Source organism: Fibrobacter sp. UWB16 (genome assembly GCF_900215325.1).
Classification (GTDB): Bacteria; Fibrobacterota; Fibrobacteria; order Fibrobacterales; family Fibrobacteraceae; genus Fibrobacter.
This window is the reverse complement of sequence record NZ_OCMS01000002.1, coordinates 382,358-395,413: the sequence shown is the minus strand read 5'-3', so window position 1 is coordinate 395,413 and position 13,056 is coordinate 382,358. Positions and strand designations below refer to the sequence as shown.

At 47.9% G+C, this 13,056-nt stretch carries 12 protein-coding genes; 6 read left to right on the top strand and 6 right to left on the bottom strand.

Annotated features, from left to right (window positions below; genetic code table 11):
- Positions 1–77: 77 nt before the first annotated feature.
- The 3 genes from CRN95_RS07040 (at position 78) to gmk (ending at position 4,325) form a co-directional block, all read left to right on the top strand.
- Positions 78–2,636, top strand: a complete 2,559-nt coding sequence (locus CRN95_RS07040; RefSeq protein ID WP_097020476.1) for an NPCBM/NEW2 domain-containing protein — start codon at positions 78–80, stop codon at positions 2,634–2,636.
- Positions 2,637–2,748: 112 nt separating this feature from the next.
- Positions 2,749–3,660: a glycosyltransferase family 2 protein gene (locus CRN95_RS07035; RefSeq protein ID WP_088629312.1), complete on the top strand. Its 912-nt coding sequence runs from the start codon at positions 2,749–2,751 to the stop codon at positions 3,658–3,660.
- A gap of 104 nt (positions 3,661–3,764) precedes the next feature.
- Complete coding sequence (gmk, locus tag CRN95_RS07030; protein WP_012820245.1) at positions 3,765–4,325, top strand: guanylate kinase; 561 nt, start codon at positions 3,765–3,767, stop codon at positions 4,323–4,325.
- A gap of 75 nt (positions 4,326–4,400) precedes the next feature.
- Here the strand turns inward: gmk and CRN95_RS07025 are convergent, their stop codons facing one another.
- Together CRN95_RS07025 and CRN95_RS07020 are read right to left on the bottom strand one after the other, a co-directional pair.
- Positions 4,401–4,697, bottom strand: coding sequence for an STAS domain-containing protein (locus CRN95_RS07025; protein ID WP_088629313.1), 297 nt, complete (start codon positions 4,695–4,697; stop codon positions 4,401–4,403).
- Between the two features lie 38 nt (positions 4,698–4,735).
- The gene (locus tag CRN95_RS07020; protein ID WP_073442878.1) at positions 4,736–5,149 is read right to left on the bottom strand and encodes an ATP-binding protein; all 414 of its coding nucleotides are present in this window, start codon (positions 5,147–5,149) and stop codon (positions 4,736–4,738) included.
- A gap of 124 nt (positions 5,150–5,273) precedes the next feature.
- On the opposite strand from CRN95_RS07020, the gene CRN95_RS07015 reads away from it, so the two are divergent.
- Positions 5,274–5,759 (top strand): 8-oxo-dGTP diphosphatase, encoded by a 486-nt coding sequence (locus CRN95_RS07015; RefSeq protein WP_085492312.1) that lies wholly within the window; start codon positions 5,274–5,276, stop codon positions 5,757–5,759.
- 149 nt (positions 5,760–5,908) lie between these two features.
- Here CRN95_RS07015 and CRN95_RS07010 read toward each other — a convergent pair whose 3' ends face one another.
- Positions 5,909–6,424, bottom strand: a complete 516-nt coding sequence (locus tag CRN95_RS07010; RefSeq protein WP_097020761.1) for an LptE family protein — start codon at positions 6,422–6,424, stop codon at positions 5,909–5,911.
- An 87-nt stretch (positions 6,425–6,511) separates the two neighbouring features.
- Complete coding sequence (locus tag CRN95_RS07005) at positions 6,512–7,978, bottom strand: carbohydrate binding domain-containing protein (RefSeq protein ID WP_097020475.1); 1,467 nt, start codon at positions 7,976–7,978, stop codon at positions 6,512–6,514.
- Between the two features lie 380 nt (positions 7,979–8,358).
- Between CRN95_RS07005 and serS the strand changes: the two genes are divergently transcribed.
- Positions 8,359–9,645 carry a serine--tRNA ligase gene (gene serS, locus CRN95_RS07000; RefSeq protein ID WP_073442886.1) on the top strand — a complete coding sequence of 429 codons (1,287 nt, stop codon included), beginning with the start codon at positions 8,359–8,361 and terminating at the stop codon, positions 9,643–9,645.
- Between the two features lie 52 nt (positions 9,646–9,697).
- On the opposite strand, the gene CRN95_RS06995 is transcribed toward serS, so the two are convergent.
- Positions 9,698–10,024 carry a hypothetical protein gene (locus CRN95_RS06995; protein WP_097020474.1) on the bottom strand — a complete coding sequence of 109 codons (327 nt, stop codon included), beginning with the start codon at positions 10,022–10,024 and terminating at the stop codon, positions 9,698–9,700.
- Positions 10,025–10,091: 67 nt separating this feature from the next.
- On the opposite strand from CRN95_RS06995, the gene CRN95_RS06990 reads away from it, so the two are divergent.
- Entirely contained in the window at positions 10,092–11,861 is a 1,770-nt protein-coding gene (locus CRN95_RS06990) for a long-chain fatty acid--CoA ligase (protein WP_235002927.1), read from the top strand.
- A gap of 5 nt (positions 11,862–11,866) precedes the next feature.
- Here the strand turns inward: CRN95_RS06990 and CRN95_RS06985 are convergent, their stop codons facing one another.
- Positions 11,867–13,033, bottom strand: a complete 1,167-nt coding sequence (locus tag CRN95_RS06985; RefSeq protein WP_097020473.1) for a phosphoglycerate dehydrogenase — start codon at positions 13,031–13,033, stop codon at positions 11,867–11,869.
- Between the last annotated feature and the right edge of the window lie 23 nt (positions 13,034–13,056).

The following is a 13,056-nucleotide window of genomic DNA, read 5'->3' as shown; positions in this document are numbered from 1 at the left end:
TAACCTAAAATAATCCACAAACGCCCCAAAAGAAGCAATTCCTGGAGCGCTTTTACGTGTTATCGAGAAGGAACCCAATGAATATCAAAGACGCTATCTTGAGACTATTCAAGAACTTAGCTCACCCCGCAGGCATTTTCGGCACACTCGTTGCTATAGCCATACCCTTCCTTATTTACCTCGCCCCGAACATCAAGCACAGGGAAACCATCCGACAGATGGATTTGAACTGGCCGCTCCCGCTTTTTGGGGTACAGTTCATTCTTGGAATCGTTATTTTCTGTTTTTTGAATAAGGATTTTAGAGAATGGCTCAAGGGAATCCTCCCCGCAAAGTCCGTGAGCATCATGACTCTCGTATTTGCTGTCGCCATTTCCATTTTCGCAGGCACGCAAATAGAAGCCCGCCACCGCGTCCAAAGTGACGAAAGCGTCTTCATGGCTGTTGCCCAGAACATGTACTACAACCACGAATCTGGCACCTGCAACCAGGGCGAATTCGACAACGGCTCACTGAGCTGCAAATCCACATCCAACAGCTTTAAAACTAAAGGGCTCTCTTTCCTTTACTACCTCGGCATGCCGCTATTTGGTAGCGACCTCCACTGGATTTTCACCGCAGAACTCCTGATGCTGCCGCTTGCGTTCCTCCTCATGTTCCTTGCGATTGTCGCCTGGACCAAACAACCCCTCCTTGCCTTCCTCGCCTCGCTACTCATGGCACTCCAACCGACGGTACTTTTCCAGTTCCGCGCCATGTCCGTTGAACCGCTCTATATATTCCTCTCGGCTCTTGCACTGTTCGTATTCAAGTGGGCTTATGACAGAAACACCGTTTGGCACTGGACTCTCCTCGCCCTCATTCTGGCCTTCTTCGCCCAGACCCGCCAAGAAACAATCTTCTGCATCTTCGCATTCGTCCTTTTTGCGCTCCCGAAACTTCTCAACAAGAAAGATTATAAAGCACCTGTCTTCTTTGTGACGCTTTCGCTTTTCTCCATACCGGCACTCCTTACAATTAGCTACTTCCAAGGATTCGGCTTCCAGGGAGGCGAATTTGAAGCCCACGGACACTTCTTCGAAGATCTCGCCAAGAACTGGGAAGTGATGACCACAAAGCTCGATAAGAATGGCAATCTCACGAATCCGTTCCTGAGTTACTTCAACTATCTCTTTGCCATTGGCGGCATCTATCTTACCTTCCGCGCGATTAACGGCGCAAGAAAGAGGAACTTTACTTACCTCAAGATTCTCGCTTTTTTGCTTCTCTACCACCTGCAAACGTATGTGATTCTCGAAAACGTCTCTGGCGACTTCAGCATCGAAATCAACCAGCGCTATAGCCTTGTGATGTTGCCGACCATGGCTTTTGTGGCGGCCCTCCCGGTCACCCACATGATCCAGTACTTCGCAACGCCTACCGGCGGCAAGCTGAACAGCAAGACAGCCTTTGTCGGCATGCTCATTGCCGCCTTGCTTTTCACCGGCTGGACAATCCATTACAAGAAGAACTTCAACGATAATATCATGTACAACCGCAACCACTTGACCATCGAAGAGCACGAAATTCTCGGTTGGCTCAAGGAACAGCCGCAAGCGGACCGATTCTTTATTTACGGTCGTCCCTGGCACTTCGTGGGTTACGGCATGTCGTCCATTCATTACGACAACGCTCGCAGAATGACGAACAGCGAGATGAAGGAATTAATCGAGAAGTACAAAGGCGAAGTCTATTACATTCGCGGCTTGGACTGCTGGGACAGCCACACTTACCACAGAAAAGCTGTGGAACACCGCATCGCCACGACCTGCGACGTATTCGAACGTGAGATGGACTTAACAGGCGTCAAGAACATCTTGATTACGAACAACTACTGGGTCCAGATTGCAAAATTCAACGGACGTAAGAACTACAACCCCGAAAAAATTATCTCCATAAACGAATTGGAAGTCGCTCCCGCCGATTCTATCGCCACAAAGCCCGCCATGCTCAAAGTTCATTACGAGCTCAAGGAACAGGGACAGGCCGCTGCCAAATGGAAGTTCGCACTCCTAATCAACGACAAAATAATCGAACAAGGCGATTACAAGTTCGGCTCTTATGACAAAGAAGTGAACCTTGCACTTTTGCAGCCTGGCTTCAACCAGGTACGTTTTGTCATACAGGACCTCTCAACAAAGAGCAAACTTGCCGATGTCTCAAAATTCTATTTCGAAGCTGCAAATGGAGCGATTGCTCTCACGGACTACCCCATCGAAAACCACAAGCAGGAATGGGGTAATCTGCACAGGAACGAAAGCATTGAAGGAAACAAGCTCAGTGTGAACGGTCAAAGCTTTATAAACGGTATTGGTACGCACGCCTCTTCCACAACGATTTTTGACGTCGCCAAGAAATTTGCAACGGTCAAATTCTCGGTCGGCCTCGATGACGAATCGCTCTGCAGCGAAGGCGTTGGTGTTGAAGTTCTCGGTGATGGCAAGTCACTTGCAAAGACACCATTCTTTAGGAATGGCGAATTGCACAAAGTCGAGGCAAATATTGCAGGAGTCCAAAAGCTCACGATTAGATCCTTCCCCAAAGAGGGCATCAATTGCAGCCACGTAGACATCATTAACCCGGTATTTATACCTTAGTCAATAGTCACAAGTCATTAGTTTTACGTATGGCGGCAAAGCCGCGATTATTTAGCTAATGACTAATGACCAACTTCTAAAAACTTTATCATAAAATTGCTATAATTGCACTATGCTTTTATCCGTAATTATACCTGTTTTTAATGAAGAAGAGATCGTTGCCGAAACCTACCGCGTCTTGGAGGAAGAGCTCAAGGATATCGAACACGAACTCATTTTCGTAAACGACGGTTCCAAGGACCGCACCCGAGAAATCGTGGAAGGTCTCCTCCCTGGGAACCCGAACAACAAGATTATCAACTTCAGCCGCAACTTCGGCCACCAGGCTGCATTTAGCGCAGGCCTCGACCATTGCATTGGCGATGCCGTGGTAATCATTGACGGTGACTTGCAAGACCCGCCAAGCCTGATTCACGAAATGCTTGAAAAATGGCGCGAAGGCTATCAAGTCGTTTACGCCCAGCGCAACAAGCGCAAAGGCGAGACACTCTTCAAGCGCTTTACGGCATTTTGCTTCTACCGCTTGATTGGCAAGCTCACGAGTATCGACATTCCGCCTGACACGGGCGACTTCAGACTCATGGACCGCTGCGTGGTGGACCAGCTCAAGAACCTCCCGGAACGCAGCCGCTTCTTGCGCGGGCTCGTATGCTGGGTCGGCTTCAAGAAGATTGGCGTCAAGTACGACCGCGCCGAACGCACCGCAGGCACTTCGAAGTATCCGCTCAAGAAGATGCTTCGCCTCGCGTTCGACGGCATCACGGGTTTCAGCTCGGCTCCGCTCAAGCTCAGCTTCTACATGGGCTTCATTGCAACCATCGTTGGCTTTGTGCTTCTCGTCTGGTCGATTCTCGAAAAGTTCCTCTCCCCTGCAACAACGGTTCCGGGCTGGGCATCGCTCATGACCGCCATCGTGTTCTTCGCAGGCGTGCAGCTTTTGACCATCGGCATTCTCGGCGAATACATCGGCCGAATCTACGACGAAGTCAAGCAGCGTCCGCTGTACATCGAAGACAAGAAATAGACGAGCGAGTTGTTAGTCATTGGTTATTAGTTATATTTGGCGCATATAGAGCCTAGTTAAAGCTAATGGCTATTGACTAACAACTATTGACCATTGACTAAAAAATGAAAAACAAGCTTTTCGTTATGAGTGCCGCCAGTGGCGCAGGCAAGACCACCCTCAAGGATCTTGTCATCAAGGATTTCCCGGACATCAAGTATTCCATTTCGGCTACAACGCGCAAACCGCGCGAAGGCGAAATCGACGGAGTCCACTACTTCTTCAAGACCAAGGAAGAATTCGAGCAGATGATCAAGGACGACGCCCTAGTCGAATACAACCTGGTTCACGGGAACTACTACGGAACGCCCAAGAGCTTTGTCGAGAAGACTCTCGCCGAAGGAAACCGCGTGCTGTTTGACCTTGACGTTTTCGGCAAGGTGAACTTCGACAAGGTCTACCCTGACGCAACAGGCATTTTCATTTTGCCGCCAAGCGACGAAGAACTCGAACGCCGCCTCCGTGGCCGTGGCACCGATAGCGAAGAAGTCATCCAACTCCGCCTTGCAAACGCGAAGAAAGAAATCGAATTTGCAAAGACGAAGGGCAAGTACGAATACACCATCGTGAACGATGATCTTCAGAAAGCCGCTGACGAACTCCGCGCAATCCTGAGTCAGAAGTAACTTTTAAAGAATACATTATACAAAAACGGCACCGCGCAGGTGCCGTTTTTTCATCTATACAAATTCTTAACCAAACTACACGACAGTCAGAATGTCCGAGAATCCCGTCACCTCAAAAATTTCCTTGATTTCATCGCAGACATTCTTGATGGTCATCTTGCCCTGCTTATTCATAATCTTCTGGGCGGAAAGCAACACGCGCAAACCTGCCGAAGAAATATACGTCAGCTTGGCAAAGTCAAATTCCAGGTCCGAGACACCATCCAATTTGCCCTGAATTTCAGCTTCGAGCAAAGGAGCCGTCATCGTATCCAAGCGCCCTTCCAAAGCGAAAGAGGTATTGGAACCATCCACATTTTTTTCGATTTTCATTATCAGCCTCTCTTTGTATTTATAAAATCTGTAATAAATTAACCCAGTTTTTTAACAACAGTTAAAACATTCTTCTGACCATCACGTTTGTACTCAACGCCATCCATGATTTTCTTCACGAGGAATATTCCGAGCCCGCCAATTTCACGGTCTTCCGCCGAGAGCGAAACGTCCGGATCCGTTTTCTTCAGCGGATCGTATTCCACCCCCTCGTCAATAAAGGTCAGCTTTGCAGTCAGCACATCTTCATTGACATTCAGGATAAGTTTCATATTCGACGAACCAGAATAGCGAACAACGTTACTGAACAGTTCATCAATGGCTACGCCAATTTGCATGATAGCCTTAGGCGACGGATTCAGCGGCTCCAAGGAGCTTTCAACAAAATCAGTCAAAGTTCTAACATTTTCAAATTTTGAATCTACGACGATTTCTTTAACCCAATTCTGCATAGTACCAGCCAAAAGTTTCGTAAATCATACGATAATTATACATTTATATTGCGGAATTTGCCAACATTTCTGCAAAAAGCCTCAAAAAATGTGCTTAAATGCAAACAATTCTATATTTCTGTACATGATCAATACAACCCTATGCTATATCGAACAAGACGGCAAGTATCTGCTGCTCCACCGCATCAAAAAGAAAAACGACATCAACAAGGACAAGTGGATCGGCATTGGCGGAAAGTTCGAAGAATGGGAATCGCCCGAAGATTGCATCCACCGCGAAGCACTCGAAGAAACAGGGCTCACACTCATCCGCCCCAAGTACCGCGGCATAGTCACGTTCATCAGCGACGGCATGGACCAGACCGAATTCATGCACCTCTTTACCGCAACCGAATTTACAGGCTCCATCAAGGAGTGCGACGAAGGCGTACTGGAATGGGTGGACAAGCAAAAAGTGAAGGAACTCCCCCATTGGGACGGCGACCTGATATTCCTAGCCCTCCTGGAACGCGGCGAACCGTTCTTTTCGCTAAAGCTCACCTACAAGGGCAGCACACTCACCGAAGCTCTGCTCAACGAAAAGCCCGTTACGCTACAAGATTTTCTATAGCAAATGTGATTATTCGCAACTTTTTGGGGGTATTATTCAAAGCAGGGCTTAACAAAAGCGACAAAATTAAGCATATTTGTAATACTCCAAACCAACCCCAGACTCGGCAAGATGCGTATTCCTACGATATTGCCGAGTCGCTTTTTTTATTACCACTTGGCAAGGGCGTTCGAGACAATCAAGTCCTGGAGCTTTTCAACGGCACGCGTCTGACCATGGCGGTCTTCGGTCTCGTTCGCTTGGACGTCATAAACACCATCTGCCGAAAGGGACTTGCTCTCGTAGATGATTCTTTCTTTTACGTTATCGTAAAACTTAACTTCAACACGAATCGTGACGCGGTACGTTTCGACATCACTATTGCTGTTGTAGTTTTCGGGCTTGTTCGAATAGCTTAACAGAGTTATTTCAAAATCGGCATTGGCATTATCATTGACGAGGCGCACACCGCCAGCATTACGCTTGAACATATCAACAACTGCGGTATGAATGTTATTGGCAAGCACCGGATCTAGAGTTTTATCATCAACCTCATGGATGTTAACCGTCTTGATATGGCTTGGGAGCGTACTCGCAGTAAAGCTATAGCAACCAGAAAGCATGCACGCAGCCATCGCCACGATCAAAGCACAAAACAGGCGAGAAATATTCTTGCAAAAATTCATGTTACAAAATGTAATAAATGGGACAAAAAAAATCCATGACAACAAAATTGCCATGGACTTCACATAATACGTTTTAACCGGTTTCTGCTATTTCACAGAGAAAATCTTGTTGAAAGAGCCTTTCTTTACAACATACAAGCCCTTTTCAAGCTTCATCGAATTCAATTTCGACTGGACATCGCCCAAACGGGTTCCCTTCAGCCGACATACAAAGCCACCCTTCATATTGTAGACATCAAGCGTTCTTTCGCCAGAGAGCACGCGGACATCGTTTGCAATACCAATCGTGCCATCAACTTTGCTAAGCACAACGTTGTCAATGAACACGCTGCCCGTAGCAAGCCCTGCATTAAAGGAAACACGACCATTTTCATCCGTAGCCTCATTCATCGTGAACACAATTTCAAAGTTCTTTTTCTCGGTACCGAGATCAAATGTTTTGGCATCGCCCAAATAACTCGTCCACGGATTGGTATCCTTTTCGATATTCACTTCAAGCGTTCTCACCGCAGATGCATAGGCATCAAAAGTCACCTTGTAACTTTTACCTTTTTCGTAATGCACGCCATTCTGAATCATTTGTACATCATAAGCATTCGTACCCGTCTTGGTCACGTTGATTTCGGCCTTGCCTTCAGTCAACTTCAAGGATCCTTCGCCGCTATGTTGCTGCAAAATCCAGCCAGCAAGCTTAAGCGAATCCGAGAAAGAGCCGTTAAACACGGAATCCCTGTTTGTAGGAACTTCAATCGACGGCGTAATCGAGGCACCATCCAAAGAATACTGTTTCACGAAATTCCAGATGTCAGAAACATCGGCCTTGGAAGGGCTATGGCCACGGCCTTCAAGCTTAAGGTGTTTAATATAAACGCCTTCATCGCAAGGGCCCCAAGTATACATCGTCGCCCTGTTTTCACTATTGGGGTAATTATTTTGAACTTCGGCCTGAGACGGGCAATGGAACTGATCACGGTAATTCTTGATAAAGCCTTCAACCTGGCTGTAATTCAAGACATCGTCACTTGTTCCATGCGGGTGAATGATAGGCACAGGACGCATCGCCTTTGACGCACCCATCACATTTGTACCAGATGTTGGCGCAAACGCCGCTATTTTATCTGCAATCTTGCTCATTGCATGGTAAGTGAACATGCCCCCCATTGAGAATCCCGAAAGGTAAACACGCTTTTGGTCAATGTCATATTCCTTGACCATCTGTTCGATAATTTGCACCACCCATTTTGTATCCTTGTCACCGCTAATATCCCAGGTACTCATCCCTGTCCCACCTCTAGGATACACGACGACAAATCCCGCCGTATCGGCAACCGCTTCCCAATGCGTATTGGACTGCTGGTAATTGGGGTCTTGGTCCATGCCATGGCACGAAATGAGCAATGGGCTCTTGGGTGCAAGATTGCTCGGCGCATACACGTGGATATCTCTCCCCGACACCGATTCTTTTTTATAGTCGTTTAGCGATTTTCCGCCACCGCCGCCCCACTGGGCAAAAGAGAACGATGCGGCTACTAAAAGCAGTAAAGGAAATTTCATGTTTGTACTCCTCTAGATTCCTTCCTTGTTTACCCATTGTTCTCTTCCTTTCCCAAGTTATAATGTATATTCAAAAAATTTCGGGACAACACGTCCCGCTTAATTACCGATGTAAACACAAACAACAGAAGAACTAAATAAAAAGTCATTGGTCATTAGTCTATAGTCGTTAGTTATTGAAAACGCAAAAACAAGTTTTTTACGCTTTCTCGCCTTGCTCACTTTTGCCGCGGCACTCGCCTTACGCAAAAGTTGCTAAATTGGCGCTCATTCTGAGCGCGTTTAGCTCGGCTCAGCCATGTCAAAACAAAAAATTGTTTTGCCGCGGCACTCGCCTTTTGCTAAATTTCCCCTCGTAAAATTTTCAACAGAGGCATAAAATGCTTGATATTAAAAAGATCCGTGAAAATCCGGAATATTATATTGCTGAAACCGAAAAGAAATATACGACAGTAAGCCTTCGTGACGTGCTCGCTGTCGATAACGAACGCCGCCCGCTCCTCACCGAAGTCGAACGCCTCAAGAGCGAACGCAACGCCCAGTCCAAGCGCATTGGCGAACTCAAGAAGAAGGGCGAAAACGCAGACGAAGCCCAGGCCGCAACACGCGAACTCGGCAACAAGATTGACGAACTCGACAAGAAGCTCAAGGAACTTGACTACAAGCAGACCGAAATGCTCATGCACGTTCCGAACATCGCTCCGCGTTCTCCGGAAGGCAAGGACTCCAGCGATAACGTTGTCGAAAAAGACGGCCCGATCCCGTTTGACTACTACACCAAGAACGATGACTTCGCCCGCGTCGACCACAAGACTCTCGGCGAACGCCTTGGCATTTTTGACTTTGAACGTGGCGCCAAGATATCCGGTTCCGGTTTCCCGGTCTACCGCGGTCTCGGCTCTCGTCTCGAACGCGCCCTCATCCAGTTCTTCCTCGACGAACACCAGAAGGCAGGCTTCGAAGAATTCACTCCGCCGTACCTCGTTACCCGCAACACCATGCGCGGCACGGGTCAGCTTCCGAAGTTCGAAGAAGACATGTACCGCTGCGACAAGGACGACGACCTGTTCCTCATCCCGACTGCAGAAGTTCCGCTCACGAACCTCTACTCTGGCGAAGTGATTCCGGAATCTGAACTTCCGAAGCGCATCTGCGCCTACTCTGCTTGCTTCCGCCGTGAAGCTGGTAGCTACGGCAAGGACACCCGCGGTCTCCTCCGCTTGCACCAGTTCAACAAGGTTGAAATGGTCTACTTCGCTCATCCGGAACACAGCTACGAAGACCACGAAGAACTCACCCGCTTCGGCGAAAAGCTCCTCGAAAAGCTCGGCCTCCCGTACCACCGCCTTGCACTCTGCAAGGGCGACCTCGGTTTCGGTGCAGCCAAGTGCTACGACCTCGAAGTTTACGCTCCGGTCGAAAAGAAGTGGCTCGAAGTCAGCTCCTGCTCGAACTTCGAAGACTACCAGGCACGCCGCGCCAACATCAAGACGAAGGTCAACGGCAAGAACGTCTACCTCCACACACTTAACGGCTCTGGCCTCGCCACTCCGCGCGTGATGGTCGGCATCTGCGACAACTACCAGCAGAAAGACGGCTCGCTCAAGATTCCTGAAGTGCTGCGTCCGTACATGGGTGGGCTTGAGTTCATCACCCCGAAGAAGTAAGGAACCCCTTTAAATTTCAAAAAGCAAGTCCCCACGGACTTGCTTTTTTCATCTATAACTTTTCCAGTTTTTCATAAGCGTCATACAGCCTTTGCACCCCATTCTCAAGCCCGTAGTAATGCTTCACGTACGGCACCAAGAGCGCAAAGAAAAGCACGTCAAGCGCAAGCACCGGTATTTCCGGCACAACCACCAAGAAAAGAATCCCGCCAACGGTCAAAAGCGCAAACAAAATCATCACGAGCTCATGCACCAAACGCTCATGCTGAAAAAAGCCGATGTGCGTCCGCACCGACAAGAGCTGTTCCGCCGTCAAAGGCGCCCCTGCCGCAACCATTTTCAAAAGTTCATTTTCGTAATCGCTCAACTTTTTCAGCATATACTTAATATACTGAAATTTTTCAAAAAAAATGAGCTATTGCAAAATAGAATGTTATTTTAAAAGTATGGAGTCGTTGGAATTTACATCTCTGCCGTCCATGTTCTTTGCGAACTGCGACAGAGCCGATTTTAAAGGATGGCATCACCGTAAGAACGGCGAGTGGATTCACTATTCCAAAGAAACACTCAAACGCAACACCAAGGCACTTGCACTCGCCTTAAATTCGCTCGGGCTAAAAGAAAAAGAAAGCGTCGGCATTATCGCGCCAAGTTCTCCAAACTGGATTATCGCAGACATCGCCGTTCAACTGAACCACGCACGCGTTGTACCGCTTTTTCCAAACATTTCATCGGAAAACTTTGCGTACCAGAGCATCGATAGCAATATCAAGATACTCATCATCAATTCTTTCGAAGAACTTGATGAACCTCTTTACGATTTAATACCCCTTTTTTCAAAAATCATTTGCATCGACAGTGAATCATTCCTCCCTGACAACGGAATTTACTGGGATGAACTCCTTAGACGAGGGCTTGATGCACTCGCTGATCCATTTCGTGCCAAATGGATAGACAACCAGCTTGCAACCACAAATCCTGATGACATTTTCAGCATCATTTATACAAGCGGTTCTACAGGACGCCCCAAAGGCGTTGAGCTAACGCACCGGAACATGTTGGTACAAATTCAGAACATCAAGCCGATGTTCCGATTCGACATCAAAAAAGACACATGTCTCACAATCCTACCGGTAGCACATGTTCTCGAACGCATGGCGGTCTATTTTTACACACTAAGCGGAGTTGCCATTTACTTTGGTGACAATCCCAAAAATCTTTCGCACATTCTGCGCGAAGTCCGCCCCTCCATCATGATTGTCGTCCCGCGCATTCTCGAGCGTCTTTACGAAAGCATGACGACATCCTCAGACCGCGCCAAAGGCATCAAGCGTTTCCTGATCAAGCAAGCCATTAAAATTGCAAAGATCAAAGACCCAAATAGGCGATTCGAACCACTCCATTGGGTATTCAATCGACTTGTCTACAAAAAAATGAGGAATGCTGTCGGTGGCAATTTCCGAATGATCATCTCGGGCAGCAGCGCCTTGAACAAGTCTATTTTGCGATTCCTTTTGAACATCGGCCTGCCCGTTTTCGAAGGCTACGGCATGACGGAATGTTCCCCCGTTGTTTCTGCAAATTGCAAACAAGCCATAAAGCCAGGATCCATCGGCAAGCCGCTAGCCCATCTCGATGTAAAAATCGGTAATTGCAGCGAAATCCTAGTTCGTGGAGAAAGCGTTTTTAAGGGCTACCACAATCGCCCCGACTTGAATAGCAACATTTTCACGCCCGATGGATTTTACCACACAGGGGATCAAGGCTACTTTGACAAAGATGGATTCCTTTATTTTACTGGACGCATCAAGGAACTGCTAAAAACAAGCACTGGTAAATACGTAAGCCCAAACCCCATCGAGCTTGAAATCACACGTCATCCGCTCGTAGAACAGGCGCTCGTCATTGCCAATGACCGCAAGTTTGCATCGGCCATAATCTGGCTAAACCCTGTAGGCGCCCGCCGTATGCTCAAACCGCAAAACGAAGATTACGATGTCGAAAACGCGCTAAAGTCGCCGCTAATTTTAAATTCCATCAATCGCCATATCGAGCACATCAACAAAAAGCTGAACCATTGGGAACAAATTCGCAAATGGACTCTGGTTGGCGATGAGCTCACAATTGAATCCGGGCTTTTGACGCCCACATTAAAAATTCGGCGCACCGTTGCTGAAAAACGGTACGCCGAACAAATCGAGAAAATGTACGAGTAATCCTATTAGAAGTGGATCACGCGGACCTTGATGACCTTGTCGAGCTTGGAGAGCTTTTCGACGATGGAATCATCGACCTTGCTTTCAACGTCAACGAGGTTGTAACCGATCTTGCCATTGCTCTTGTTGCTGAAAGAAGCAATGTTGATACCTTCAGCACCGAACACCTTCGTGATTTCAGAAATCATGTTCGGAACGTCCTGGTTGATCACGACCACGCGGCTCTTGATGCCTGCATGCGGATGATCGACAAGTGCCGGGAAGTTCACGGAATTGCGGACGCAACCGTATTCGATGTAGTCCTTCAATTCTTCAACAGCCATGACTGCGCAGTTTTCTTCAGCTTCTTCAGTAGAAGCGCCGAGGTGCGGGAAGCAAGTGACCTTGTCGTTCTTGATGAGTTCTGCAGTCGGGAAGTCGCAGAGGTAGCCCTGGAGGGAACCAGAAGCGAGCATTTCGTTCACCGGATCCATTTCAACAATGCCGCCACGAGCAAAGTTCATGATGTAAGAACCCTTGAACTGAGCGAGGTTCTTCTTGTTGAGGAGATTTTCGGTAACGCCCTTGATGAACGGGACGTGAACCGTGAGGAAGTCAGAATTTGCAATCACGGTGTCGAGGTCAGCAATTTCGACCTTGTTAGAAAGTTCATGCATGTTGTTTGCGTTCGGATACGGTTCGTAAGCGATCACGCGCATGTTCTTCCAACGGGCATAGTTAGCAACGAGCACACCGATCTTGCCGAGGCCAACAACACCGAGAGTCTTGCCGGCAAGTTCCATACCAGCAAACTTCTTCTTGCCGCTTTCAACAGTCTTGGCGAGATCCGGATCGTTCACATCGAGATTCTTGACCCAAGCAGCAGCCTTGTCAGCGTTACGGACAGCCATGCCGAGCACGGTCATCACGAGTTCAGCAACAGCGTTTGCGTTTGCACCCGGAGTGTTGAACACGCAAATGCCCTTTGCAGAAGCTTTGTCAATCGTGATGTTGTTCACGCCAGCACCGGCGCGAGCGACTGCCAAAAGGCCATCGTAATTATCCGTATCGACCTGAGCAGAACGCACCAAGATAGCATCCGGATTTTCGATAGAATCGGAAATCTGGTAGAACGGGCCAAACAAGCCCAAGCCTTTCTTGGAAATGTTGTTCATTGTCTTAATAGTTGCCATTTTTCATTCCTTTGTTTTAAGTT